This is a genomic window from Chungangia koreensis (assembly GCF_042651785.1).
GTDB classification, from domain to species: Bacteria; Bacillota; Bacilli; order Bacillales_A; family Planococcaceae; genus Chungangia; species Chungangia koreensis.
Genome location: NZ_JBHSEC010000019.1, coordinates 199583 through 225917, shown reverse-complemented (window position 1 = coordinate 225917; position 26335 = coordinate 199583). Strand labels below are relative to the sequence as shown.

Annotated in this window: 21 protein-coding genes; 14 read left to right on the top strand and 7 right to left on the bottom strand. The window is 43.7% G+C overall.

Going from position 1 to position 26335, the window contains the following annotated elements; all coding sequences use genetic code 11:
- Window positions 1-365: 365 nt before the first annotated feature.
- Entirely contained in the window at window positions 366-1166 is an 801-nt protein-coding gene (locus ACFOZY_RS10225; protein ID WP_378155029.1) for a TIGR00266 family protein, read from the bottom strand.
- 172 nt (window positions 1167-1338) lie between these two features.
- On the opposite strand from ACFOZY_RS10225, the gene ACFOZY_RS10220 reads away from it, so the two are divergent.
- The 3 genes from ACFOZY_RS10220 to ACFOZY_RS10210 are packed head-to-tail and all read left to right on the top strand — an operon-like array spanning window position 1339 to window position 5222.
- Window positions 1339-2814 (top strand): aldehyde dehydrogenase family protein, encoded by a 1476-nt coding sequence (locus tag ACFOZY_RS10220; protein WP_378155027.1) that lies wholly within the window; start codon window positions 1339-1341, stop codon window positions 2812-2814.
- A 24-nt stretch (window positions 2815-2838) separates the two neighbouring features.
- Window positions 2839-4005: a saccharopine dehydrogenase family protein gene (locus tag ACFOZY_RS10215; protein WP_378155024.1), complete on the top strand. Its 1167-nt coding sequence runs from the start codon at window positions 2839-2841 to the stop codon at window positions 4003-4005.
- 23 nt (window positions 4006-4028) lie between these two features.
- Window positions 4029-5222, top strand: a complete 1194-nt coding sequence (locus ACFOZY_RS10210; protein WP_378155021.1) for an acyl-CoA dehydrogenase family protein — start codon at window positions 4029-4031, stop codon at window positions 5220-5222.
- Window positions 5223-5330: 108 nt separating this feature from the next.
- Here the strand turns inward: ACFOZY_RS10210 and ACFOZY_RS10205 are convergent, their stop codons facing one another.
- The gene (locus ACFOZY_RS10205; RefSeq protein ID WP_378155018.1) at window positions 5331-5507 is read right to left on the bottom strand and encodes a nitric oxide synthase oxygenase; all 177 of its coding nucleotides are present in this window, start codon (window positions 5505-5507) and stop codon (window positions 5331-5333) included.
- A 70-nt stretch (window positions 5508-5577) separates the two neighbouring features.
- Here ACFOZY_RS10205 and ACFOZY_RS10200 point away from each other — a divergent pair, with 70 nt between their 5' ends.
- From ACFOZY_RS10200 to ACFOZY_RS10185, 4 genes are all read left to right on the top strand, one after another.
- A complete protein-coding gene (locus ACFOZY_RS10200) occupies window positions 5578-6327 on the top strand; it encodes a hypothetical protein (RefSeq protein ID WP_378155016.1) in 750 nt (249 codons plus the stop codon).
- Window positions 6328-6387: 60 nt separating this feature from the next.
- Window positions 6388-6528, top strand: a complete 141-nt coding sequence (locus tag ACFOZY_RS10195; RefSeq protein WP_378155013.1) for an RAxF-45 family protein — start codon at window positions 6388-6390, stop codon at window positions 6526-6528.
- Between the two features lie 97 nt (window positions 6529-6625).
- Complete coding sequence (gene abc-f / locus ACFOZY_RS10190) at window positions 6626-8488, top strand: ribosomal protection-like ABC-F family protein (protein WP_378155011.1); 1863 nt, start codon at window positions 6626-6628, stop codon at window positions 8486-8488.
- Window positions 8485-9051 carry a hypothetical protein gene (locus tag ACFOZY_RS10185; RefSeq protein WP_378155009.1) on the top strand — a complete coding sequence of 189 codons (567 nt, stop codon included), beginning with the start codon at window positions 8485-8487 and terminating at the stop codon, window positions 9049-9051. The genes abc-f and ACFOZY_RS10185 overlap by 4 nt, the downstream gene beginning before the upstream one ends.
- 148 nt (window positions 9052-9199) lie before the next feature.
- Here the strand turns inward: ACFOZY_RS10185 and ACFOZY_RS10180 are convergent, their stop codons facing one another.
- Window positions 9200-10522 (bottom strand): short-chain fatty acid transporter, encoded by a 1323-nt coding sequence (locus ACFOZY_RS10180; RefSeq protein ID WP_378155006.1) that lies wholly within the window; start codon window positions 10520-10522, stop codon window positions 9200-9202.
- Between the two features lie 198 nt (window positions 10523-10720).
- Here ACFOZY_RS10180 and ACFOZY_RS10175 point away from each other — a divergent pair, with 198 nt between their 5' ends.
- The 3 genes from ACFOZY_RS10175 to ACFOZY_RS10165 all read left to right on the top strand — a co-directional run bounded on the left by ACFOZY_RS10175 (window position 10721) and on the right by ACFOZY_RS10165 (window position 14001).
- Window positions 10721-12649, top strand: coding sequence for a beta-propeller domain-containing protein (locus ACFOZY_RS10175; protein WP_378155004.1), 1929 nt, complete (start codon window positions 10721-10723; stop codon window positions 12647-12649).
- A 131-nt stretch (window positions 12650-12780) separates the two neighbouring features.
- A complete protein-coding gene (locus ACFOZY_RS10170; protein WP_378155002.1) occupies window positions 12781-13530 on the top strand; it encodes a threonine/serine exporter family protein in 750 nt (249 codons plus the stop codon).
- 12 nt (window positions 13531-13542) lie between these two features.
- The gene (locus tag ACFOZY_RS10165; protein WP_378155000.1) at window positions 13543-14001 is read left to right on the top strand and encodes a threonine/serine exporter family protein; all 459 of its coding nucleotides are present in this window, start codon (window positions 13543-13545) and stop codon (window positions 13999-14001) included.
- A 446-nt stretch (window positions 14002-14447) separates the two neighbouring features.
- Here the strand turns inward: ACFOZY_RS10165 and ACFOZY_RS10160 are convergent, their stop codons facing one another.
- Entirely contained in the window at window positions 14448-16475 is a 2028-nt protein-coding gene (locus ACFOZY_RS10160; protein ID WP_378154998.1) for an EAL domain-containing protein, read from the bottom strand.
- Between the two features lie 185 nt (window positions 16476-16660).
- Here ACFOZY_RS10160 and ACFOZY_RS10155 point away from each other — a divergent pair, with 185 nt between their 5' ends.
- The 3 genes from ACFOZY_RS10155 to ACFOZY_RS10145 all read left to right on the top strand — a co-directional run bounded on the left by ACFOZY_RS10155 (window position 16661) and on the right by ACFOZY_RS10145 (window position 21352).
- Window positions 16661-17611 (top strand): DMT family transporter, encoded by a 951-nt coding sequence (locus ACFOZY_RS10155; protein WP_378154996.1) that lies wholly within the window; start codon window positions 16661-16663, stop codon window positions 17609-17611.
- A gap of 200 nt (window positions 17612-17811) precedes the next feature.
- The gene (locus tag ACFOZY_RS10150) at window positions 17812-19548 is read left to right on the top strand and encodes an ABC transporter ATP-binding protein (RefSeq protein ID WP_378154994.1); all 1737 of its coding nucleotides are present in this window, start codon (window positions 17812-17814) and stop codon (window positions 19546-19548) included.
- A complete protein-coding gene (locus ACFOZY_RS10145) occupies window positions 19529-21352 on the top strand; it encodes an ABC transporter ATP-binding protein (protein WP_378154992.1) in 1824 nt (607 codons plus the stop codon). The genes ACFOZY_RS10150 and ACFOZY_RS10145 overlap by 20 nt, the downstream gene beginning before the upstream one ends.
- A 92-nt stretch (window positions 21353-21444) precedes the next feature.
- Here the strand turns inward: ACFOZY_RS10145 and ACFOZY_RS10140 are convergent, their stop codons facing one another.
- Window positions 21445-22515 carry an acyltransferase family protein gene (locus ACFOZY_RS10140; protein WP_378154990.1) on the bottom strand — a complete coding sequence of 357 codons (1071 nt, stop codon included), beginning with the start codon at window positions 22513-22515 and terminating at the stop codon, window positions 21445-21447.
- A gap of 94 nt (window positions 22516-22609) precedes the next feature.
- On the opposite strand from ACFOZY_RS10140, the gene ACFOZY_RS10135 reads away from it, so the two are divergent.
- Window positions 22610-23485: a GNAT family N-acetyltransferase gene (locus tag ACFOZY_RS10135; RefSeq protein WP_378154987.1), complete on the top strand. Its 876-nt coding sequence runs from the start codon at window positions 22610-22612 to the stop codon at window positions 23483-23485.
- Window positions 23486-23536: 51 nt separating this feature from the next.
- On the opposite strand, the gene ACFOZY_RS10130 is transcribed toward ACFOZY_RS10135, so the two are convergent.
- Window positions 23537-23980 (bottom strand): YusW family protein, encoded by a 444-nt coding sequence (locus tag ACFOZY_RS10130; RefSeq protein WP_378154985.1) that lies wholly within the window; start codon window positions 23978-23980, stop codon window positions 23537-23539.
- Window positions 23981-24047: 67 nt separating this feature from the next.
- Entirely contained in the window at window positions 24048-26264 is a 2217-nt protein-coding gene (gene helD, locus ACFOZY_RS10125) for an RNA polymerase recycling motor HelD (RefSeq protein ID WP_378154983.1), read from the bottom strand.
- Window positions 26265-26335 lie beyond the last annotated feature (71 nt).

The following is a 26335-nucleotide window of genomic DNA, read 5'->3' as shown; positions in this document are numbered from 1 at the left end:
CAACCAAACAGCGAAACTTTCCAACCAAACAGCGAAAGATTCCAACCAAACAGTCAAAGTTTCCAACCATTTTGAGTTGGAGAAAAAACTATTGTTATTTTCAGGGTAAATGATGTGATTCCTTTTACAATACGGAATCGTTTATTTATTTTGAGGAATTTGGTAGGTTTCCAATGAAAATGGATTAGTTTCCAACCAAACAGTGAAAGTTTCCAACGAAATCGTTTAGATTCCAACCAAACAGCGAAAGATTCCAACCAAACGGTCAAAGTTTCCAACCATTTTTGGCAAGGAAGCAAAACCTTTGCTGATTACAACAAAAAAGCTGTTTCCAAGGAAACATCCCTGGAAACAGCCCATTCACTTTATTTTCCACCTAACAAATCAAATAATCCACCGGCAATGCTGCCTTCACCTTGAGAACCGCCACCTGGAGTTTGTGGTGCAGCGGCAAAGACACGGCTTGCTAAACGGCTGAACGGCAATGATTGGATCCAGACTGATCCAGGTCCACGAAGTGTTGCGAAGAACAGTCCTTCACCGCCAAATAGAGCAGTCTTCACACCCTTTACCATTTCGATGTTGTAATCCACTTCTTTTGTCATAGCTACTAAACAACCCGTATCTACACGAAGCACTTCACCTGGTTGTAGGTCTTTCTTAATGATCGTACCGCCAGCGTGAACGAATGCCATACCGTCTCCTTCGAGCTTCTGCATGATGAATCCTTCACCACCGAAGAAACCGGCACCGATTTTCCGCTGGAATTCAACACCTACTGAAACACCTTTCGCTGCAGCAAGAAATGCGTCTTTCTGGCAGACAATTTTGCCGCCATACTCACTTAAATCCATTGGAATGATTTTGCCTGGGTAAGGGGAGGCGAACGATACGTGCTTTTTGCCATAGCTTGTGTTTGTAAAGGTCGTCATGAACAAACTTTCACCTGTAATTAACCGTTTACCAGCACCCATCAATTTCCCCATCAGTCCACCGCCGCCTGAAGAACTGGAACCATCGCCGAAAATGGTTTCCATTGAAATTCCTTCCTCCATCATCATTAAACTTCCCGCTTCTGCGATGACGGTTTCATCTGGATCCAGTTCCACCTCTACGAATTGCATATCGTCTCCATGCAGTTTGAAGTCAATTTCATGATTGTTCATTGTAAATTTTCCTCCTAATAGAAAAGTTTTTAACCTCTTAAGCATACGATAATTGGGCAGGAAAGTTTCATTAATAGATTTGCAGAATTTTCCGTATTCCTAGAGGAATAAACAGGTCTGTGTCGAATTAGAAGAGTGAAAACGGTTTCATTACAGAAAGGGGAATGTTTGCATGAAACTACATAACTACTACGGAGGTTCATGGCAAGAGCCTTCAAACGCTAACTATGCAGCGGTCCTGAATCCTGCAAATGGCGAAGAGCTGGCGCAGGTACAGTTATCAACTAAGGAAGATGTGGAAGCTGCTGTTAAAGCAGCGAAGGAAGCCCAAAAGAAATGGGCGCTCGTTCCTGCACCGAAACGGGCGGACTACTTATATGAAATTGGACGTGTGATGAAAGAACGAAAAGAGCATTTGGCTCAGGTGCTCACAAAGGAAATGGGAAAAGTGATCGAGGAAGCGCGCGGTGAAGTGCAAGAAGGGATTGACATGGCGTATTACATGGCAGGGGAAGGCCGCCGCCTATTTGGGGAAACGACGCCATCCGAACTGGCTGATAAATTTGCAATGAGTGTGCGTGCGCCGATTGGGGTAGTCGGATTAATTACCCCTTGGAACTTCCCGGTAGCAATCGCAACGTGGAAGTCTTTCCCGGCGATCGTTGCGGGAAATACGTTCATCTGGAAGCCTGCAACTGAAACGCCGATGCTGGCCTATGAAATGGCAAAGATCTTTGATGAGGTTGGTTTCCCGGCAGGGGTTGCGAATATCGTATTCGGTTCCGGTTCAGAAGTTGGAACTGCCATGATTGAACATCCGGATGTTAAAGTCATCTCGTTTACAGGTTCAACGGACACTGGAAGCAAAGTAGCTGAGTTGGGCGGCCGCCACCTAAAGAAAGTTTCGCTTGAAATGGGTGGGAAGAACGCAGTTATCGTCATGGATGATGCAGATTTAAATTTGGCGGTAGAAGGAATTCTTTGGAGCGCATTCGGAACTGCAGGTCAAAGATGTACGGCATGCAGCCGGGTTATTGTTCATAAGGACGTGAAAGCAGAACTGGAAACCCGCCTATTAGAAGCGATGAAACAGTTGACGATCGGGGATGGCTTGGACGAATCCGTTAAAGTTGGTCCGGTCATCAATAAAGCCGCTTTGGAAAAAATCCATAGCTATGTGGAAATCGGACAAGGGGAAGCAAAGTTGCTCACTGGTGGGCAGATCATGACTGATTCTCCTTATGACAAAGGTTGCTATTACGAGCCGACGTTATTCACGGATGTGCCCGCAAATGCTCGAATCGCACAAGAGGAGATTTTCGGACCGGTCGTCTCACTAATTGAAGTGGGCAGCTTGGAAGAAGCGATCGAAGTGAATAACAGTGTTAAATATGGCCTATCCAGCTCGATCTTTACACGTGATGTCAATCGGGTATTTAAAGCCCAACGTGACCTTGATACAGGGATCGTATACGTAAACGCTGGTACAACAGGAGCAGAGATTCACTTACCGTTCGGCGGAACGAAGGGGACTGGAAACGGACACCGTGACTCTGGCGTAGCGGCACTTGACGTATACACAGAATGGAAGAGCGTTTACGTAGACTTCAGCGGTAAATTGCAACGGGCGCAAATCGACACGGAATAATCTACTCACAAAGGGGATTTTCATATGAAAGTGACAGTATTAGGCGCAGGCCTTATGGGGAAAGAAGCTGCTCGGGATTTAGTGAAAAGCGAAAAGGTGGAAAAGGTTTTTCTATGTGATATGAATACCGGCCAGGCTAACGCATTTGTCGACCGGTTGGGTTCCGATAAGATTGAAGTTCTAAAATTGGATGCAAACGACGATGCCCAACTTAAGGAAGTGATGGGCAAAGGGGACGTCGTGATCAATGCATTATTCTATACGTTCAATGAGAAGGTCGCGCGTACTGCGGTCGAGATCGGCGTGCATTCCGTAGACTTAGGAGGACATATCGGCGGTGCGACTGACGCCGTGTTAGGTCTTCATGATGAAGCGGTAGCTAAAGGCGTAACCTTAATTCCGGACTTGGGCGTTGCACCGGGAATGATTAATATTCTTTCCGGATACGGAGCAAGCAAGCTTGATGAAGTAAAGGCGATTCGACTTTACGTAGGAGGAATTCCGGTCAAACCAGAACCACCGTTTAATTACAATATCGTGTTCTCCCTTGAAGGGGTATTCGATCATTACACAGATCCGTCCCATGTACTACGGAATGGAAAACTGGAAGAAGTGGAATCGTTATCTGAAATCGAGGCTATTGATTTCGATGGATTCGGTGAATTGGAGGCGTTCCATACGTCAGGCGGTACATCCACTCTGACCAAAACATTCCCGAACATTGAAACGCTTGAGTACAAGACAGTCCGTTACCAAGGGCATGCTGAGAAATTCCAGCTTCTCGTCGACTTGGGCCTGCTTCAGCGTGACAACAAAGTGACAGTGAACGGAACAGAAGTGCGTGTCCGTGATGTGATGAAAGAGGTATTGACTCCTCAACTGTTGTTGGGCGATAAACAGGACGCAGTCGTTCTTCGCGTCATCGTTTCCGGATTGAAAGCCGGAAAAGAAGAGACGTATGAATACGATTTGATTACTTTGAAAGACATGGATACAAATGTAACAGCTATGGCGCGTGCTACTGCTAATACGATTTCGGTTGTTGCGCAGATGATTGGAAACGGCGTTATTCAAAAACGTGGGGTACACGTTCCTGAAACGATTGTTCCAGGTGACTTATATATTAAGGAAATGGCTGCACGCGGAGTAGAAATTAAAGAAAAGATCATTGAGGATTCGGTCATGGCTTGACCGAGTTAAAGGGAGATAGGAAAATGAATTTCGATTTTACCGAAGAGCAGCAACTTCTCCGGAAAACGGTCCGCCAATTCGTGAACGATGAAATTCTGCCTCATATCGGGGAGTGGGATGCAAAAGGCGGATTCGACCCGATTATTTGGAAGAGGCTTGCAGATCTTGGCCTCATGGGTGTCTGTGTTCCTGAAAAATATGGTGGCAGCGGAATGGATTACAACTCATTGGCCATCGTTTGTGAGGAATTAGAACGAGGAGATACAGCCTTCCGTACAGCCGTTTCGGTTCATATCGGGCTCAACTCCATGACGTTGATGCAATGGGGAACGGAAGAACAGAAACAAAAATATTTAACTCCTCAAGCGTTAGGAGAAAAAATAGGGGCATTCGGCTTGACGGAACCGGGAGCTGGTTCGGATGTAGCGGCAATGGCGACAACTGCTGTCCGAGACGGCGATGACTATATCCTGAATGGGCAAAAAACGTGGATATCACTTTGTGATGTAGCGGACCATTTCATCGTTTTCGCTTATACGGATAAATCCAAAAAGCATCACGGAATCAGTGCCTTCATCGTGGAACGGACAATGCCAGGTTTTTCTTCCAAAGCGATCAAAGGAAAATACGGGATTCGTGCAGGGAACACAGGTGAATTGTTCTTTGATAATATGCGTGTTCCGGCCGCTAACCGCCTTGGAGAAGAAGGGGAAGGCTTTAAGATTGCCATGTCAGCACTCGACAACGGTCGTTTTACAGTAGCGGCAGGAGCAGCTGGACTCATAATGGCTTGTTTGGAGGAAAGCGTCAAATATGCGAATGAACGCCAGACATTCGGCCAACCGATCGGCCGTCATCAGCTTGTCCAGCAGATGATAGCCAAAATGGAAGCAGGTCTTCAAATGAGCCGCCTCTTAGTTTACCGCGTGGGTGAATTGAAAAATAAAGGAGTCCGCAATACGCGTGAAACCTCCCTTGCCAAATGGCAAGCTTGCGACTTCGCGAACCAAGCGGCGGATGATGCCGTCCAAATCCATGGCGCTTATGGATATTCCGATGAGTATCCAGTAGCACGTTTCTTGCGGAATTCCAAAGCACCGGTCATTTACGAAGGAACACGTGAGATCCATACAATTATGCAAGCTGAATATGCATTGGGTTATCGTGAAGATAAACCGCTCAACAACATGCTGCCGAAATGGCCGTTTGAAGAGTAACTTGAAATGCCCCGGTATAAAGATTACCGGGGCATTTTCCTGTTGCTGTTTTATTGATTATTCAAGTAAAGTGTAAGGTTCTGATTGATTGATTATTGATGTAAAGTTCTAAGGTTCTGATTGATGGCTAAAGCATGGTTTTAATTTCTTATTCGGATAGGGTTTGTGGGAGATTAGTGTGGTAGCTGGGGCCATTGGCGGAATGAGCCAAGTCCAGTTTCCGGTGACTTCACGCTGTGCCTCGTTTTGGTGATTTTTGATTAACTTATCGTACGAATACTGCAAGTGTGTTTGACGTTAGGGAAGAAAAAATCTGCTAAGCTTGAAAGAAAAAAGAATGGAGTTGTGGAAGAGAATGAGGAAAATCTTGGCTTTTGAAACGAAGGAGGAATTTGCTCTACATGAAGAACTGATTAGTCGGCTATCCGATCGATTGACGGAATATCAGCAATTATTGATAGAAAATTATGCACTGACCGAATTGCCGAAAGGCGTAATTTGGACGTCGGAGGAATTGGCCACTTCGGTCTTTTCAGAGATTCCGATTCCTGCCTATACAAACGAAAATTTCATATATATCACGCCAGACTTGGAGGCGTGGAAACGTATTTTCAGTAAACAGTTGGATGGAAAGGATCTTCCGGAGATCGACAAATTCTATGAGAAGAACTTAGAGAGTGAATTACTGGTCATCCTTGCTCACGAGCTTACGCATCACTCAGATTGGTTTATTGATGAGTTCGGGGATGAACGGAACAATAGCATCTGGTTTGAAGAAGGGATGTGTTTTTATCTACCTCGTAAGCTGTTGTTGAATGAAAGTGAATTCGATGAAATTACACAGGTGGAAACGGCATTAGTTCAAGAATTCTACGATCAATACGGAAACCACTCACTCGATGACTTTGGCAGCGAGTCTTATTTTGGCAGTTTGTCGAGCATCATGTTCGATTACTGGCGGAGTTATTTGAAGGTAAAGGAATTGGTGGAAGATTGGGCAAATCACGATATAAACAAGGTTTTTGCGGAATATCATAAGTGGAATCGAGAAGGCAGGAAGCTCCCACTTACTGAATATTTTAGATTGAAACAATCAAATAATTAAATTGCCCAAACTTTTTACACGTGTTAGAATAATCTTACATAAAACGAACGGAGGTGAGGAATGATGTTGGACACTGTGAATGCGCGTGAAACACTATTGGATTTTCTTTCCATTTCATGTGCGATTACTCATGAAATTTCTACTAACGGGATAGGTCTGTCCTTTTTTAAGCAATTTCATGAGAAAATCACAGCTGTTTAGCATTCATTCCTTACATTTAAAAGGAGGAGATCGCTAAGGCGGTCTCTTTTTTTATATGCTAAAACGAGCTGTGCAAACCGATCAGGAGGAAAAGTTGATGATTTGCACAATACAACATATAAGTAAAATGCTTGGTGGCAACACCATTTTTGAAGATCTTTCATTGGAAATAAAAACGGGTGACAAATTAGGGGTCGTCGGACGGAACGGAAGCGGGAAGACGACACTATTTACTTTAATAGCGGGGATTGAACAACCGGATGTAGGTTCGATTCACTTTAAAAAAGGAACAAAAATCGGGTACTTAGCTCAGATTCCTTCCATGGATGCGGAGAAGACCGGAATGGATGTCTTGGAGAGCGCCTTTGACGAGTTAAAGAAAATTCAAGAGAGAATGGTTGAGCTTGAAGGGAAAATGGCTTCAGCTGGTCCCGATGAGATGGAGAAACTGCTGCGGCAGTACGGTGATTTACAAGAAGATTTCGTAAACCGTGATGGCTATATTATGGACTCTGAGATTGACAAAGTGATTAACGGCTTGCAACTGAATAGTTTTGTTCAACAAAGTTTCAATTCATTAAGCGGCGGCGAGCAGACGAAAATTATGCTCGGCAAGTTGCTTTTAACGAAACCGGATTTGCTATTGCTTGATGAGCCGACGAACCATTTGGATTTGTTTGCTGTTGAATGGCTGGAAGCGTATTTAACGGACTATCCGGGGACAGTCGTAATCGTCTCGCATGATCGCTATTTCCTTGACCGTGTCGTTACGAAGATTGCTGATTTAGAAGAAGGGGAACTCCACCTCTATCATGGGAACTACAGTAAGTTCCTGATTGAGAAGGAAGAACGCCTCATGCGGGAATTCCAGGACTATGAGGAACAGCAGAAGAAAATCAAGAAGATGCGTGAGACGATCAAACGCTTGCGCCAATGGGCGAATGAAGCAAATCCACCGAATGCAGGACTACATCGACGTGCAAGCAGTATGGAAAAAGCGTTGGAGCGGATGGAGAAAATCCGGAAACCACTCATCGACCCTCAAAAGATGGCATTGTCCTTTGAAGCTGCACCACGGAGCGGCAAAGAGGTCGCTGTTTTGGAGGGTGTGAGTAAATCATTCGGAGAAAAACGTCTATTATCAGATGCCGATTTACTCATTACGTGGAAAGACCGGGCGGCAATTGTCGGTCGTAACGGGACTGGTAAGTCGACGATTCTAAAAATGTTATTGGGAGAAATGCCGATCGACTCTGGTAAATGTAAGTTGGGGAGCAGTGTGAAAATCGGTTTCCTCTCACAACACTTTACTATTACGAATCCGAAGGCGCGCCTCATTGATGTATTTCGGGATGAAGTAAGTGTGGCAGAAGGGGAAGCCCGGCATATCCTGGCGAAATTCATGTTCTACGGCCCTGATGTTTTCAAAAGGATTTCCGATTTGAGTGGAGGAGAGCGGATGCGTTTGCGATTGGCCCAACTTATGCACCAGGACGTGAACCTATTAATGCTGGACGAACCGACCAACCACTTGGATATCGAGTCGCGTGAAGTATTGGAGGATGCACTCGAAGACTTTTCAGGTACGATTATTGCCGTATCGCATGACCGCTACTTCTTGAACAAGTTGTTTACAAGGACGGTTTGGCTGGAGAACGGTACGCTTACAACCTTTGAAGGACCATATGACTGGGCGCGCAATAAGTGGAATGAATTGTACGGTCATCTGCCTGTGATTGAAACAGTTCAAGAGAAAAAAGTATCGGACAGCAAAGAAAAAGATGATCCGATATCAACAGTATCTGAATCCGAAATCGCTAAGCTTGAATCACGAATCGCGTCCTTAAAAGTGGAAGCTGAACTTGAAAAAGAATGGGAAAGATATGAAACGATTTTAGTGGAAATTTCATCACTTCAAGAAAAACTGGATGAGTATTATGAAATGTGGTTAGCACAATGAGATTGAAAACAGATCTTACATTCCAGGACTTTTTGGAAATGGAACAGATGGAACGGATGTTTTACAGTGAGGAATTTATCGCGCCGGCAGAAGAGGCGATGCGCTGGTATGAAGCGCATCCGTTTTCTGTTAAAGTGGTTGAAGCCGCTGGGGACATTGCTGGATTCATGAATCTATTCCCCGTTGTACCATCAGTCGCGAAAGCGGTATCGCACGGGGGATTCAATGACCATGATTTAAAAGCGGAAGACATCCAATCCCCAGATCAAGCCAATTGGCCGTTGCAATTATTTCTTTCGTGCATTGTAGTAAGAAGCAGCAATAGGCATACAGGTGTTGTGTCATTGTTGATGAATTCGTACTTTGAGGAGATTGACAGCTGGGGAAAAGAAATTCGCGGTGTTTGGATGGAAACAGTCACAGAAGATGGCGCTCAATTTGCACAACGGATTGGTATGAAGCAAGTTAAGTGTAAGCTTGCTACTACAGTTTGGCAAATCGATTATGAAAAGTTGAAGAGGCACTTTATACGTAGTACGACCGGAGCGAATGTTAGTGTGTGATTTCCTCAATTTGGCTATCCGCCCATAAACAGATATCCACTTCAAAGGCGAACCCGTTAGTCCATCTAAACGGGTTCGTCTTTTCATTTCCATATAAAAACGGCCGGAACAGATCCGGCCGTCGAAGGGTGATTCAATATATTTCTAATTAAAAGAAGAACAATCCAATACTGATGATTACTCCACTTAATAGTAAGACGAATACACAGTATCCCATGATATCCTTCGCACGAAGTCCTGCAATTGCAAGTGCAGGCAATGCCCAGAATGGCTGGATCATATTCGTCCAAGCGTCACCCCAAGCAATAGCCATCGCTGTTTTTGCATAATCCACGCCAAGCGATTGTGCAGCTTCAAGCATGATTGGTGCTTGTACAGCCCATTGACCACCGCCGGAAGGAACGAAGAAGTTAACAATTCCCGCTGCGAAGAATGTGAATAGTGGGAACGTATGCTCATTTGAAATGGTAACAAACCAGTTAGACACGACACCTGCAAGTCCGGAAGTGACCATCATACCCATGATTCCCGCATAGAATGGGAATTGGAAGATGATTCCTCCTGCTCCTTTAACAGCTGTAGCGATGGCTGCCAAATAATTTTTTGGCGTTCCATGGAATAAAATACCCAATACAACAAAAATCAAGTTGACGATATTCAAGTTCAGGTCGAATCCTTTTGTTGCGAAATGATAAACCAGATAGCCTAATCCGAGAGCGCTCACCAAGTATGTAAGGATTCGGCTGTTTTCTAATTTATCTGCTGGAGTAAGTTCGCGTCCAGCATCTGCAGTGACTGCGACTTCATCTTCTAAAAGAGCAGGGTCGATCACGACACGATCCTCTTTTTTCGGCATCATCCAAGCATTCAAAATTGGAACTGTAATAATAAGTGCAATGACGATAAACAAGTTATAAAAAGTGAAAATAGTATCTGAAGTAGGAACTACTCCCATTATGTCTGCAAAAGGATGCCCTTCAGTAGCTACTGAAAGTGGAATCGATCCTCCAAGGCCACCATGCCATACGATAAATCCAGAATAAGCACTAGCAATTAGAAGGCGATAGTCGACACCTTGTACATGCTTCGCAATTTCTTTCGCAAATAGAGCTCCAATGACCAAACCGAAACCCCAGTTGATCCAGCAAGCGATAAGCGCTACAACCGAAACCAAGACGATTGCCTGTACTGGTGTTTTTGCTGTTTTGGCCATTGCTGTCAACCCGCGTTTAAATAATGGGCTGATAGCTAAAACGTGACCAGCAACCAGAACAATTACCATCTGCATCGTGAATGCAAGTAAGCCCCAGAAACCGTCACCCCAATAGACGACCATATCAAGTGGACTGGACTCAGTTAAGCCAATCCCGAGTAAAAATACTATGAAAGTCAAAATAGCTACGAAGATATATGGATCCGGTAAGTACCGTTCCATTAACGCATTTGACCAGCGTGTTACTGTTTTCAACATTACTCCCCCTTACGTTCTGTCTCTTACATCACCCTTCCATATCAGTTTACAATATTCAAATATTAGTTGTAAGGGGTTTCATAAATATTTTACAAAAATATTATTTTACACATACCATTTAGAACTTTTTGAAATTTTGTAACTAAAATGGCACGAGGGATGTCTAATCGTTAAAAGGTACGTGAGAGGATGGGAAGATTGAAAAAATGGGTCTGGTTAATTGGTGCAGTAGTTGTGGTAATTACCGTAATCGGTTACTCGTTCATGACGGAAGGTGTCGAGGTTCGAACGGCGGGGGAATTTACAGCCGCTAAAACAGAATTGAAAACTGTTAAGTCCGATGCAGAGTTAAGAGCTTACTTCAAGGATTTAAAAAAGTGGATGGACACACAAATGAGAGCGGTGACCACCGAGGATTCAGCTGCAGAAAGTGAATCATTCGCCGGAGCAAATGATATGTCTGCAAAATCTGATGGGGGCGGAGACCATTCCACAACTAATAACCAAGTGGAAGGCGTCGATGAGGCCGATATCGTTAAGACAGACGGTAAGTATGTGTATTTCATTAACAACCATAAAGTTACGATCACTGATGTAGAGAATCCTGAGGCGCTGACAAAAATCGCGAGCATCAGCTTTAAAGAAGAATTTTATCCGACCGAACTTTTCTTGTTCAAAGACCGCTTGATCGTATTGGGAGATCATTATACGCCCATTGATTATTCACCGGATAGTGCAACGGCCAAAATGATGCCTGTTTCAGGGATGACAAAAGCAAAGATTTACGATATTTCAAATGCAGCAAAACCTGAACTGATCAGAGAAATCGGAACGGAAGGATATCGAATTGGAGCACGCATGACAGATGGTATTTTATACTTCATCACAACTGTGCATCCGAATTTCTGGATTATGGAAGACCATCCGGACATAGAACTTCGGCCACATGTCTATGATTCCAAAAAAGGCGAGAACCCAGAACCAATGCCTTACAATTCTCTATCGATCTTGCCTCATACGAACGAAGGTAGCTATAGCATAATAACAACAGTGGACTTAAACAATTTAGAAAATGCGACAGTTGAGACAAAGGGGTATTTAGGAGGAAGCCAACAAATATATATGTCGAAGGATAATTTATATTTAACAGCTAACGTTTTCCGCCAAGATGAGAAAAATAAGGAAGGCGGGGACGCAAGAATCGCTATCTGGAATCCAGGCAGCAACGATACGGAAATCTTCAAGTTTGCATTGAATGACTCAAACGTTGAGTATCAAGCGTCTGCCATCGTTCCAGGGTATTTGTTGAATCAATTCTCGATGGATGAATACGAAGGGCATTTCCGCCTTGTTACGACAGAGGGGAATATGTGGGATGACAAGAACCCATCCAAGAATCATTTGTTCATCTTAGACGCTAATATGAAACAAGTAGGTTCAGTTGGAGATCTGGCACAGGGCGAGCGCATTTATTCTGCCAGATTCATGGGAGACAAGGCGTATATGGTGACCTTCCGGGAAACGGATCCGCTATTTGTAATCGACGTAGCAGAACCAACGGAGCCAAAAGTATTAGGTGAGTTAAAAATTCCTGGTTTCAGTAACTACTTACATCCATTGGATGAAAATCATCTAATCGGTTTTGGATATGAGACAGAAGCGATTAAAGAAAAAGGGGTAAGCCAACCCCGAATTGTAACAAAAGGGATGAAGATTTCCTTATTTGAAGTATCTGATTTCAACAATCCGAAAGAAAAGGATACCGAAATCATCGGCGGTATGGGCACATATTCACCAATCCAACATGACCACAAAGCTCTATTCCAGCATAAGGGAAAAAATCTTTACGGGTTCCCAGTAATTGTTTATGAAGAGACCGAAAATCTCACATATGGTCAGTTTGAGGCAGAAGGTGCGCTTATTTATGAAATTACACCAGAAAAGGGCATCCAACTAAAAGGCGATCTCATTAATAAGAAACAATCAGGCCAACAATACGAAGAGTGGGAAAAACAAATTCAACGGATGATCTACGTAAAAGATGTGCTGTATTCCATTTCCATGAATGAAATCAATAGTTATGACCTTAGTGATTTCAAACAATTAGATACATTATCGATTCAATAAGAACTGATGCCCTGAAGCTATAAAAGCTTTAGGGCATTTTTGCATCTAGAATTATTACCATAAAGACTTACTCTACCTGTATAATGATGTGTACAAAATATTTGCGAACGGAATGAAGGACGGTGTATGGATTGTCCGAGAAAGAAAAAGACGAGTTAATGATCGACTGCTGTTTGCTTGCGGGGAAACTGATGATCGAAAGTGGGGCAGAGACGTACCGTGTTGAAGATACGATGTCAAGGATGGCTTCCACTCGGAATATGGCGCACGTAAATAGCTATGTTACACCGACGGGCATCTTCTTTTCAGCCGGCAATGAAAAACAGACGCGGGTGATCCGCATTAATTCCCGCACAACGGATTTGGAGAAGATTGCTCTTATGAATCTGTTATCCAGAAAGTTATCTGCCGGTGAGCTTACGTTAGATGAAGTATTTGCCGAGTTGCAAACCATCAGCAAAACAAATTATATGTTCCCTGTATCGGTCCAGGTACTTGCTGCAGCTGTAGCAAGCGCATGCTTCCTCATCCTTTTCGGCGGGGGATGGGGCGATCTCCCGTCGGCTTTTATAGCCGGTGGGGCTGGGCTGGCCATACAACTCCTCATTCATGAGAAGACTCAAGTGAAATTCTTTTCGGAATTTATAGCATCTATGCTCATTGGGGTTTTAGCGATGCTCAGTGTCGGGCTTGGTTTTGGAACCGACTTGGATGTAATTATTATAGGATCTGTCATGCCGCTTGTACCAGGATTATTACTGACGAATGCTGTTCGTGATTTGATGGCCGGTAATTTTATCGCTGGCCTTTCAAAAGGGGCAGAAGCGTTATTAACCGCTTTTGCGATCGGAGCTGGCATTGGACTCATCTTATCATTATAGGAGGTCCCTGAAATGGATTGGATCATTCAAGGAATACTTAGCTTTTTAGCCGCCGCTGCCTTCGGTGTCATTTTCAATTCACCCAGAGGGACGCTCTTCCACTGTGGGCTGGTCGGAGCTACAGGCTGGCTTGTTTACTACTTACTCACGTCCTTTGAACATATAGACGTAGTCATAGCTTCTTTTGCAGGCAGTTTTGCCGTTTCATTAGTTGCGCATTGGCAGGCAAAGCGATTTAGAATGCCGATGATTATCTTTAGTGTTGCTGGAATTATTCCCCTTGTTCCAGGAGGAATGGCATACAATACGATGAGGAAGTTTGTAGAGGGCGACTATTTGCTGGGGATTGCGTACGGCTCTAAAACAATGATGATCTCTGGGGCCATAGCGATGGGACTGGTATTTGGAGAAGTTATTTTCCAGTCAATTATCCGGACAATCAAAAGTAGAAGAACCAAATTATCACAATAAAAAAATCTGCCTCTGCCGGCAGATTTCAGACTGTAGACAAATTCATTCTCTAATGAATAAAGATGTATAAAACAGTCAGCAGTGCCTGCCACTTCGCTTTCCGTGGGCTTAGGCCAACAGGAAGTTGGTCACAAAGGCGTTGCCGCAGGACGCGGCGCACTTAGCCTTTGTTCAATAACTAACGTCACTGACGTTCCTGCGGGGTCTTCAGCTCAAGCTATTCCCACAGGAGTCTACGTGGCAGGCACTGCTTTGGTTTATACTCTTAAAATTTAGAACGAAATAGGTAGCTCGCTTTATTGCATGGATTGAAAAGATACTACTATCTAATTCAACTTGTGTTTATTTTTGAATATTAGTAGAGGAATGAAGCGGAAGGCGGCGACACCATAGAAGAAGTCGACCGCCTGAAGTGTGTGCTGTAGTGTTTTTTATTCATGAATACTTTATTTATTATGAGTAATAAGCAATTTTTCCAACTCTTCGGCAAGCATCGGCTTGCTGATTAAATAACCCTGGATGACATCACAGCCCATCCCCTTAAGCATATCGTATTGTTCCTCTGTTTCCACGCCCTCTGCCAGCATGCGCATATTCATAGATTTGCCAAACTGGATCATGCCATCGACTAACTGTTTCACTTTTACTTGGCCCGTCAAAGATTGGATATAAGTTTGATCGATTTTGACTTCTGTGATCGGGAGTAACTGCATGTAACGGAACGAAGCATAGCCCGTACCAAAGTCATCAAGAACAAATTCAATCCCTAATTTCTTCAGTTGGTTCATTTGTTTTGTTATGGATTGCTCGGCTTCAGCTTCCAGCGCAAACTTTTCGGTGATTTCAATCTTTAGCTTGTTGGCTTTGCATTTGGATTTATCTAAAGTTTCCATTACCGTTTTCACCATGTTCGGATTACGGAATTCACGAACAGAAGAATTGATGCTCACTTTTAAATCGTAGCCCAGCTTCGCCCAAGCGGCTGCCTGTTGGCAAGATTGTTCCAGCATGAAAGCCCCGATGTCTTGGATCAATCCGCTCTCTTCCGCAACGGGAATCAATTCTTCCGGACTAACAACCCCTAACACCTCATCTTGCCAACGCACAAAAGCCTCGACCGAAACGATGCGATTCGTATTCAAATCGACCTGCGGTTGATAGACAACCTGTAAATCCTTTCGATCCAATGCTTTCATCAATTGTTTCTCAATCATAATCTTCCGATTTAAAGATTCATGAGAAGATTTGGATAAGGATGCAATGGCTCCTCCTCCATTTGACTGTACCTGTCGGACGATTGAATGGGAAGCTTTCATCAGGTGGATAAAGCTGTTTTGATCATCCGGAAATTTAGAAATACTTCCACTGACTGTAATCGGAAGGGCTACATTGTCCAAATAGATCGGATGTTGTTTCAGGAAACTTAGGAACCCTTGAACAAACCAATCGCCAAGTGGAGTAATGATGACAAATTCATTGACGTTTACTTTCGCAATGACACTATCTTGGAAGAACATTTTGAGACGCTTTTTGAACTCTACTAAAAGCTCTTTTTCCAAGTCTTCTTCCTTGAGATCTTTGAGGGTGTAAAACTGGTCAATGGACAGGTACACAAATGAAAAGTGACGCTGCTCATCAATCATTTCATCTACAATCTTTTCGAGATGATGACTATTCATCAATCCTGTGATCGGATCAACGAATGCGATTTCCTCCAAGTTTTGTTGAAGTGTCATTTTTTCAGTAATATCCTGCTCCAGCAAGATATAATATAAGCTTTCTCCAGATGAGGACCGAATGGGAATCGCCGTAAGTTCTGCCCAATATGTTCCGCTCTTTCGCTTTGCTTTTTCAATGATGCCATTCCATGTTTTACCCGATCTTAAGACATTCCAAATTTTATCGGCGGTATCACGTGATCCCTCATCTTCCGGAAACAACTGCCAGAAACTTTTCCCTACGATTCTTTTCGGAGTCCATTTGCTTAGTTGAAGGAATGAATCATTAGCATATGTAATGAGACCGTCTAAATCTAAATAGACCATCATGAATTGCTGTTCCAATCCTTTGGTCAGACTTGAAAGCTCATCGTTGCTTGATACCGGAGTTCCAGTCTTCTCAGCCGATTCGAGTAAGATAATGACACACCGTTCATTTTCAATAGTAAAAGACTTCAATATAAGATCGAACTGTTTCACTGTCCCGTCTTTTAGAGGGATGGAAGTTTGGTTGAAACGGATTGGATCTACACTGTGAAGCACTTTTTCCCAAGTGATTTTCAATGTACCGCTGTACTCATCCCATTGGATGGGAATAGGTTGACCGACGATATCCTCGGAACGATGCCCAAACGCTTTTTCTGCTTGACGGCTCCAAAAGAGCACTGAACCATTTTTATCTGTAACGACGAGTGGAAGAGGTATATATTTCATTGTAAAATTACATGATTCCAATAATCGGTTTAATTCGTCCATTCGATATCAAACCCCATTTATCTTTTTAAGTTTAGTTTCATTATAGAGAAGACTCTCTCAAACTTCATCCTTCCTTTTCACTGTTTCAGTTCTTTTCCCTATTTGTCAATTAAATATGAGAGTTTTATAGAAATTTCTGCCTACAGTATAGGATAATACTTTGTATATGTGTAGGAGGTGCTGGAATGAAACGGGTGAAAGGGATTGTGATGATTGTAGTTGGTTCTATGCTTTGGGGGGCCACAGGTCCTATGATGGAATGGTTGCTGGAGGAAATATCCATTCCTGTCCCGTTTTTCATTACTATACGACTATTATTTGCCGGACTGTTATTATTACTATTTTTAAAAATCACTGGGAAAAGAGTAATGGCCATTTGGAAGCAGCCTTTTTGGTCAAAACGTCTTCTGATCTTCTCAATTGTCGGGATGTTGGGCGTTCAATTTACGTTTGTGGCTTCCATCGAAGTTAGTAATGCGGTGATTGCGACTCTCTTTCAGTTCTTTGCGCCAATCTTCATTATCCTCTATGTTTCACTGGCCAAAAGAAAATGGCCGCCGGTCGTCCAAGTTCTTGGAATTGGTGTTACGCTAATCGGATTATTCCTATTACTGACGAATGGAGTGTTGTCTCAGCTCGCTGTGAGTCCTGAAGCAGTCGTTTGGGGAATGGCCATCGGATTTACCTTTGCCTTTTATACGCTTTACCCTGGAACCCTGATGGCAGAATGGGGAGTGCTCCAAGTGGTGGCGTGGGGAATGGTTATAGGCGGGTTATTTATGGGAGTGGTCCGGCCATACAATTGGAAAGAAGAATTCCAAGCGTTCGGCACGGGTCTGGATATTCTGATTTTCTGCCTAATTATCCTGTGTGGCACACTCGCTTTCGTTCTATTCTTAAGCAGTATGAAATATATTACGCCAGTGGAAACGAGTATTTTGTCGAGTATCGAGCCCTTGACAGCGATGATCATTTCCGTCGTCTGGCTGGGACAATTATTGGGAGGATGGCAATTGGCAGGCTCCCTGATTATGCTTATTGGTGTGACCTATTTGTCGATTGCTGGAGGGGAAAAGGAGAAAGTTATCGAAGAAGATTCAACGGAGGTCAGAGTTGACTCTTCCTTACAAAAATAACTCTTAGTTGATTTGTAAAAAATTTAGTCCGCCTAATGAGGGCGGGCTTTTTATATTGGTGGAAACGGTATTCCTCCGTTGGAAACAAAAAATTTCCACAATTCTGTTTCAAACGGATACCGCTTTTCTTCTGAATGTGTAATAATAGTGAACTATCAGAGAAGGTTCGGATTACGAAAGATTTGTAGGGGGCATCTAAGATGAAGACAGTCTTTTCATTTATCAAGCCATATAAATGGGCATTCATTATCGCGTTTTTCTTCATGCTGACGGAACTGGCGGTTGAATTAATCCAGCCGCTTCTCATAGCAAAAATCATTGATGAAGGGATCATGCAGCAAAACCAACAAGTTGTAATAGTATGGGGCTGTGTCATGATGGCACTTGCCATCTTTGCATTTTTGTCAGGTGTGATTAATTCATACTTCGCTTCCCATGTCGCTCATAGTTTCTCCTTTGATCTGCGGCAAGCATTATTCCGTAAAGTGCAGTCTTTCACAATGGAAACCTTTACGAAGTTCCCGACTGCAGGCTTAATTACACGGATGACAAGCGACATAACAGTTGTTCAACAAACAGTATATATGTGTTTGCGTATCATGATGCGAGCTCCGTTATTAGTATTCGGAAGTATCATCATGTCATTTATCGTCAATGCGAAGCTTGCGATCTGGCTTACAGTCGGTGCACCGTTCTTGCTTATCTTTCTTTACTTTACGGTAAAAAAGGGTATCAACTCCTTCTCTACAGTTCAGGCAAGACTTGACCGATTGAACCGGGTCATTCAGGAAAATCTTCAAGCAGTACGGCTCGTGAAGGCTTATTTGCGTGGTACATATGAGTCGAAGCGATTTGGAAAAATTGCAGGTAATTTAAAGGTTGATACAGTTTCTGCAATGCGTTTGATGGAAACCATTCTGCCGATCCTACTGTTCGTGCTCAACGTCAGTCTGTTAGTTGTACTTTGGTTTGGTGCAGGACAAATAGAAACAGGTAATGCTCAAGTGGGTGAGCTTGTCGCAATTGTCAACTATGCTATGCGTATGACGGGTTCATTTTCCATGTTTGCGTTTATCATCATGGCATTCTCCCGTTCCAAGGCTTCTGCAGAGCGGATGGAAGAGGTTTTGAAGGCTAAAGGAATAGAAGATACGTGGAACCGAAATTTATCAGATCATGGAACAGGCGAAATAGAGTTCGAACAAGTTTCTTTCACGTATCCGAATACAGAAGCTCATGTACTTAAGGACATTTCCTTCCGTCTGAAGCCCGGAGAGAAGCTCGCGATCATGGGAGCAACCGGATCAGGGAAGTCAACGCTGCTTAACCTGATCCCCCGATTCTTTGAAGCGGTCGAGGGAAGGGTTTTAGTGGATGGCAAGGATGTAAAGGAATGGCCGCTTAAGCAATTGCGTGAAAAGATTGGTTTGGTTCCACAACAATCAGTCCTCTTTACGGGAACGATTTTAAATAACTTGGCTTGGGGGAAGAAGGACGCTACGGAGGAAGAGTTAATTGAATCAGCGAAAAAAGCGCAGATTCACCACTCCATTATGAACTTCCCGAAAGGTTATGAGACAAGAGTCGGCCAGAAAGGCGTCAACCTATCAGGGGGACAAAAACAGCGGCTCTCCATCGCGCGGGCACTGGTACGAAAACCAGCGATCTTATTATTAGATGACAGTACGAGTGCGCTTGACGTGAAAACCGAAGCTGCGTTATGGGATGCATTAGGTGACGAGGAATCGACGATGCTTGTAGTTACACAGAAAATAAGGACTGCCAAGGAAGCAGACCGGATTCTGTTGCTTCAGGACGGTCATGTTTCCGCCTATGGAACTCATGAGACACTGTTGAAGGGTTCTGAACTTTACCGTCAGATCGCCGAATCGCAGAACGAAGAGGAGGTGGACCGACATGCTTCGCGCAATTCGTAAACCATTTGGATATGAACCTGTATTAAAAAAAGAAGACTTGAACGGCAAGGATGAGCAGAAGAAAGAACGGGCACGGGATTGGCAGTCGGTACTTCTCCGAATTTGGAAACTCGTCGATGAACAGCGGGCTCTGCTCATTACAGTTCTGATTTTAGTGTTCATCAGTTCCGTCCTAACTCTACTAGGTCCTTACATGATCGGCAAGATTATTGATGTGCATGTGGTGCCAAAGGACTTCGGGGGAATGGGGACTACGGTACTTTGGCTAATAGCGATATACGCTGGATTATCGATTGCAACCTACTTCCAGAACTTCTGGATGGTCGGAATTGCTCAACAAACGATTTATCGCATGAGGACTGGTTTGTTCAGCCATCTTCAAAGACTGCCCGTAACGTTCTTTGATAAGCGACAGCACGGTGAGCTGATGAGCCGGTTGACGAACGATATGGAAAACGTGAGTTCAACATTAAATACATCATTCATCCAAGTGTTCTCGAGTATATTGACATTGACCGGTACAGTAATTGTTATGCTGATTCTTAGCCCGCTTTTGACACTAATTACCATGATAACGATTCCGATCATGTTTACCGCTATACGCTGGATTACAAAGCGGACAGGTAAATTATACAAAGAACAGCAAAAGGCATTAGGTGAACTGAACGGGATGATTGAAGAAACCGTTTCAGGACAGCGGATCGTAAAAGCCTATTCCCAGGAAGATCGGATGATGGAGGAGTTCGAGGAACGAAGTGGACGCCTTCGACGAGTCGGTTTCTGGGCTTGGACGTATGCAGGTTTTATTCCGAAAGTCATGAACTTGATGAATAACGGAAGTTTTGCGGTTGTAGCAGGGATCGGCGGATTGTTGTCTCTACATTATGACCTTTCCATTGGTACGATCGTGATTTTTTCTGAGTATGCCCGGCAATTCACTCGTCCACTGAACGATTTGGCGAATCAGTTCAATACCATCCTGTCGGCTATTGCAGGAGCCGAGCGAGTGTTCCAGATCATGGACGAAGACGGGGAGAAGGACGAGGCGAAAAACAATGGGGAAGCCGTGTTGAAAGGAGATGTCGTTTTCGACTCAGTTTCCTTTAACTACGAGCAGTCAGACGAAGAGTACACGATCCGTGACGTCAGCTTCCATGTCGGAGTAGGGCAGACAGCGGCGTTAGTTGGTGCAACAGGAGCAGGGAAAACGACAATCATGCAGTTGCTGGCCAGATTCTATGATGCCAATGAAGGACAGATCCTCTTAGACGGAATCCCGATTGAGGAGCTTCCGAGAAAGACGCTGAGAAGCCAGATGGCGTTTGTCCTTCAGGATCCTTTCTTGTTTGAGGTTTCCGTGATGGAAAATATCCGTTACGGACGACTGGATGCAACGGATGAAGAAGTCGTCGAGGCAGCCAAGCGGGCAAATGCTCATGACTTTATCGTGAAGCTCCCGGAAGGATATGATACGATTCTGAACGCAGATGGCGGAGAAATCAGTCAGGGACAAAAGCAGCTGTTATCAATAGCGCGGGCTTTAGTAGCGGATCCAGTGTTACTATTGCTGGATGAAGCGACGAGCAGTATCGACACCGTGACTGAGCTCAAAATCCAGGAAGCTCTCGACCGCCTGATGGAAGGCAGAACAAGCTTCGTCATAGCACACCGTCTTAATACGGTGAGGAAGGCAGACATCGTCTTCGTAATGGAGCAAGGAGAATTGATCGAATCCGGCAGCCAGGAAGAGCTTATCAAACGCAAAGGGACGTATTACAAAATGGTGGAAGAGTCAGTTTCATGATGTGAGTTCCCGTAGCTCTACAAAATACTTCCTTACAAAAAGAAACAGGGTTCGCGGGAACCCTGTTTCTGCTTATTATATTTCCGCAATTATCACGATTGTGTAATAGGATCTCCATGTTCCTTCGGGCGCTTACGCGGACGGAATCCGCCAAGTAGCAGTTTCCCGTACGGTACTGCATCCCGAATGGCGATAGATGCAATGATTGGAACCAAAATCCCGAATAGTGAGTAACCGAAAATTCCGTATTCCATATACTCTGAAATCATGATATTGACGAGTAAATGCAAATACATGATAGAAATCGAATGATTTTCTACTTTTGATAACCATGCAAATGCCTTCCAATCTGCAACTCGTTGGAATAAGCCGACAAAAACAGTCGTAATAGCTACAGGAATCCCTAAATCCAACAACGGATGTTCATAACGCAAAAATTTTAAGCTTAAGTGATAGTCGATGAGCCCGTAATAATCCAAGAAAAACGCCGCGACCGTAACAGATAATGCGATGGATAGCCATTTCCAGGAAATGCTCATCCAGAAATCTTTTAAGTAATACCCAATTGCAAAATAGACAACGGCTACTAATGCTACATCCGCATTCCATAACATCGGAATGACCTGAGAAGCTTCATCCGGTGCACCGCCAATAATATTCATGGCAAGATACCCTTCTGCTTGGGCAAGGATATAAAATACTGCGAGTAAGATAAACTGTTTTGTCTGGTTCAAATACCTGGTCATGAATAGGAAAATAATATATGTGAAGAATAGTGTCGTTACAAACCAGATGACCCCATAGGCACCGCGTGCAAAACGACCGCCGACTATAAGTGTCCAAAAGTCCTGTAGGTACCAGGACAAATCGAAATTCCCGGAACCAATCTCCATACCGTAACGGATGACGGTTATGAGAAGTACAAAGAAGAGATAGGGTACGAGCAGCTGCATGAACCGCTTATGAATCGCTCCTTTTAATTGCCCCTTCTCCAAGACCGGTTTAAAGAATAATCCGCTTAGAAGGAAAAAGGCGGGCATATGAAACCAATATATATATTGGGCTAATGGAAAACTTAAGTCACCAGGGTAATGTCCGACGACGACTAGGATCATCAAGAAGCCTTTTAAAGCATCGACCCAAGTAAGTCTTTTTTTCGTCATAGTAACCCCTCCGTTGATAGTCTATCTCTTTATTGCCAGAATTGCTGTAGTTTAAACAGTTTTGTATTCTAAATGAAAGGAGTGTGTAATAATCATGGAACTTTCTACCTTTGCAATCTCATTTCCGATAGACCAGGAAACGTTAGAGGAATTGAAGGAATTAATAGAGGAATGTGAGCATTCGGATGGCCGCTCATATCGTCAGATTCTGAATGAGTGGGCATGGACGTCCGCGGAAACAAAAGGGTTTACCGTTGTTGCTTATGATGAAGAGCGATTGGTGGGCGTGATTTCAGCTGTCGATATGATTGGAGTCCATGTGTATGAATGGAGTTGTGTAGTATCCCCATCTGACAGAAGGCAGGGGGTTGGGATGGAACTGTTTAATACGCTAAAGGAAAATATGGAACTGCGTGGGGCAGAAGGAAATCTTGGATTAGCGATCAGTGATTCAGAAAGCGGAAAGGCATTTATGCAAAAGATGGATTACCATTATGAATTCTCTGAAACGACCTTGGAAGCGGAAGCGTTTAACGGAGAGGAAACCGCAGAACGGCTTAAGATTAACATGTACGATGGGGAGTATGAAGAGTTAGCGCCAATCTTAATGGCTGCTTTCGGAGATACAGAGGAAGAAGTTATGGCACTAATAGATTTTAATAGTCATGACGCTTCCCGTACAATTTGGTTAGTGTTTGAGGAGGGAGAGGCTGTAGGAACTGTCACAACGGTAGAGGCAGAAGATTCTCTTTGGATCACTGCACTCGCTGTTCATCCATCTCAAACTGGGAAGGGAATCGGCTCAACTCTATTAAAACATTGCCGCTTTGAGGCAGGACGAAAGGAAAAGGAGAAGGTAATGTTGGATGTTGAAATAGACAACAAAGAAGCATTATCCATCTATAAACGAGCTGGGTTTTCTAATGTACTTCAAGTAGACTATTACAAAACCGGCTTACCCGTCTCATAATAGACGGAAGCATAAAAAGGGGCGCTTCATTCATGGAAGCAGCCCCTTTGATCATTTACGGCTGATATATTCTCTTTCACCGCCGTCTTTGTATTCTACTTCAAGTTCGAATTCAGTGAAATTGACTCCTCCAAACGCTTCACTTACACGTTGGATTACTTCTTCATCAGTACTATTAGGATCAATTTTCAAGGAAGAAAATATAGAATCCAATTGCTCCATAGCTTTTTCATTCCTCAAATTCAGATTCGCCATCTTATTTTTATATTCTGCTTCATAGCCATTCTTTTCCTCTTCATACGATACTTCTACAGCGTCTCGCTGATCGACTGTATCTATATCCAAATCGAAGGATCGGAAATTATAGTTGAAAGTAGAACTTTGGCTTGCGTTAGTAGTGGAATCTACATTCGTTGCGTTGCCACCTCCGCATGCAGCGAAAAGGATGATGCTTAAGAAAATTAGCGCTATTAATGATACCCGTTTGTATTTCATAGATGTCACCCCTTTAATGATATATAGGAATAGTATTTCCCGGGGTGTATCGACTTAAACAAACAAGCTATAACAGAAACATTTGTTTTGAAGGTCCGATCAGATGAAGTTCGTGCATCGGACGGGTCATCGCCACGTATAGTAATTTCCGTTCAATTGGATGATCTCGGAATGGTTCTTCAAAGGCAGTTAGTAGCACTGCATCAAATTCAAGCCCTTTGGCAAGATGGCTAGGAACAACCAATAAGGACTCTTGGTCGATATCGGATTCCTCACCTAACAACTGGACACGAATCCCAGCAGATTTGAGTTCCTTGTGGATTTGTTCTGCCTCTTTTCCAGTTTTGCACACTAATGCTACCGAGCGGTGGCCCCTTCCTAAAATATCGGAATGGATTCTGCCGATTATATCCGCATCCAATGAACTGCTTTGATGAAATTGTGGTTCTAAGCCATGTCTGACAACCGGTTCTACAAGAGGAAGCTCCTCTTCCATCTGGGCAAGGACTTGGTTGGCCAGTTCCATAATCTCAATCGTTGTCCGATAACTTTTTTGTAGTGTCGTATAAGTGGCCCTTGGAAATAAATCCTTTACTGGTTCCCATGATGTGAGGGAACGGTAACTATGGATTCCTTGCGCTAAGTCTCCGACCATCGTAAACATATCTGTTTCTAACCCGTCTTTCAAAGCTGCAAGTTGGAACTCACTATAATCTTGTACTTCATCAATGAAAACAACCCGCATTTTCCACTCATCATTTACACCTTTTAGTTTTGCGTGGAGATAATAAAGAGCTGCCAAATCCTCGATCTCCCATTTCTCTTTTACGTGGGCAGAAAGAAAAGTCTGTTGTTCTTCTTTCGACCAGTTCGGTGTAAGTTCTGAGACTAAACTTGGGTCAGTCAACCATTGTCTGTACAGTTTTTTAATATTCGATTTAGTAAATCGCTTCATATAGGAAGAGGCAACGGTTTTCGCTGCCTTTTCAATGATCGGCATGCGCCGGTCCCGCTCATCCAGGAATTTTGTTACTGACTCTTTTCTCTTCGCATCATCCCGTATGCTCAAGGCTTGGTCCAACGCTTCCTCATATTTTCTGGAGAGGGTGAAAGTAAGTTCTTTCCCTTTGCGGCGTACATGAGTTTGAAGGACTGATTTAATTCGTTCAATCCTCTTCTCGACAGGCATATATGCAAAATCTTCTAGGAACAGTTTTTTCAAACCCGTCCCTTTCATGACCCGGTACTTCTCAATGTAGACATCCTCAAACAGATCAGCAATTTGGTGTTCAATCTTTTGAATATAGTGATCCATAATAGTGCGATAGGAGAGGGAACCTTTCATTCGTGAAATCCATATTATGTGGTCATCTATTTTTGTTTCAGTGAGCATGGACAGTTTGGCATTCGAATCGGCGAGTTTCAACTTAATGCCGGTCGCATTCAAGACATATTCAGCGAATGTGGTTTGACAAATCTTACCGACCCCTAACTCAGGGAGAACATCTGCAATATAATCCATGAACAGCTTGCTCGGTGCTAATATCATTAATTTTTCGGCAGGGAAGTGTTCACCCATTGTGTAAAGGAAGTAGGAAATACGGTGCAGAGCAATGGTTGTTTTTCCGCTCCCTGCAGCACCTTGAACGATGATCGGCTGTTTGAGGTGTGCACGGATAATTGCGTTTTGCTCGGCTTGAATAGTGGAGACAATTTCGGTAAGCCTTACATCCGCCTTACCGGCCAACGCTTCTTGAAGAAGTTCGTCATTCGTCGTCATGTCGATATCCCGGATATCTTTCAGCTCGCCGTGCTCAATTTTGTATTGACGTTTGGAAAAGAGGTGGCCTTTATGCTCTTCTTCCCGTACTTGATAGGTGAGATCCCCTAAGCGTCCATCGTAGTAGACGTTAGCGACTGGGGAGCGCCAGTCGACGATGATCGGTTCTTGAGTTTCCCGATGGAAGAGGGAGGTTTTGCCGATATACAGAAGTTCGTCAGTCTCGCCATCCTTTTGGAAATGGATTCGTGCGAAGTAAGGTTTCTGCTGAATCGCTTCAAGACCTTCCTTCTGGGATCGTGCCATTTCAAAAAAACGGGCATTCGTCAAAATGTTGATGTAACTTAAACTGGAGTCGAGGTAATCTAAGTCGGCCATGGACTGGCGGATATTTTCCTGCGAGGATTTTACATCCCGTCTGGATTCCTCTAATAATTGTTGCATGTAGTCTTTTGTGTAGGTCAGGCGCTCAATTTCAAACTCAAAATCAGGATGTTTTTGCATGAACAGTTCCTCCATTTGGTTATTTGCGTCCTGCGTAGGGTGATATGTAGTTACGGTGAAATGGAAACAGA

Coding starts and splice junctions, on each gene's coding strand:
- ACFOZY_RS10225 (WP_378155029.1), bottom strand. CDS start 1,166: ATGAACAATCATGAAATTGACTTCAAACTGCATGGAGACGATATGCAA.
- ACFOZY_RS10220 (WP_378155027.1), top strand. CDS start 1,339: ATGAAACTACATAACTACTACGGAGGTTCATGGCAAGAGCCTTCAAAC.
- ACFOZY_RS10215 (WP_378155024.1), top strand. CDS start 2,839: ATGAAAGTGACAGTATTAGGCGCAGGCCTTATGGGGAAAGAAGCTGCT.
- ACFOZY_RS10210 (WP_378155021.1), top strand. CDS start 4,029: ATGAATTTCGATTTTACCGAAGAGCAGCAACTTCTCCGGAAAACGGTC.
- ACFOZY_RS10200 (WP_378155016.1), top strand. CDS start 5,578: ATGAGGAAAATCTTGGCTTTTGAAACGAAGGAGGAATTTGCTCTACAT.
- ACFOZY_RS10195 (WP_378155013.1), top strand. CDS start 6,388: ATGATGTTGGACACTGTGAATGCGCGTGAAACACTATTGGATTTTCTT.
- abc-f (WP_378155011.1), top strand. CDS start 6,626: ATGATTTGCACAATACAACATATAAGTAAAATGCTTGGTGGCAACACC.
- ACFOZY_RS10185 (WP_378155009.1), top strand. CDS start 8,485: ATGAGATTGAAAACAGATCTTACATTCCAGGACTTTTTGGAAATGGAA.
- ACFOZY_RS10180 (WP_378155006.1), bottom strand. CDS start 10,522: ATGTTGAAAACAGTAACACGCTGGTCAAATGCGTTAATGGAACGGTAC.
- ACFOZY_RS10165 (WP_378155000.1), top strand. CDS start 13,543: ATGGATTGGATCATTCAAGGAATACTTAGCTTTTTAGCCGCCGCTGCC.
- ACFOZY_RS10160 (WP_378154998.1), bottom strand. CDS start 16,475: ATGGACGAATTAAACCGATTATTGGAATCATGTAATTTTACAATGAAA.
- ACFOZY_RS10155 (WP_378154996.1), top strand. CDS start 16,661: ATGAAACGGGTGAAAGGGATTGTGATGATTGTAGTTGGTTCTATGCTT.
- ACFOZY_RS10150 (WP_378154994.1), top strand. CDS start 17,812: ATGAAGACAGTCTTTTCATTTATCAAGCCATATAAATGGGCATTCATT.
- ACFOZY_RS10145 (WP_378154992.1), top strand. CDS start 19,529: ATGCTTCGCGCAATTCGTAAACCATTTGGATATGAACCTGTATTAAAA.
- ACFOZY_RS10140 (WP_378154990.1), bottom strand. CDS start 22,515: ATGACGAAAAAAAGACTTACTTGGGTCGATGCTTTAAAAGGCTTCTTG.
- ACFOZY_RS10135 (WP_378154987.1), top strand. CDS start 22,610: ATGGAACTTTCTACCTTTGCAATCTCATTTCCGATAGACCAGGAAACG.
- ACFOZY_RS10130 (WP_378154985.1), bottom strand. CDS start 23,980: ATGAAATACAAACGGGTATCATTAATAGCGCTAATTTTCTTAAGCATC.
- helD (WP_378154983.1), bottom strand. CDS start 26,264: ATGCAAAAACATCCTGATTTTGAGTTTGAAATTGAGCGCCTGACCTAC.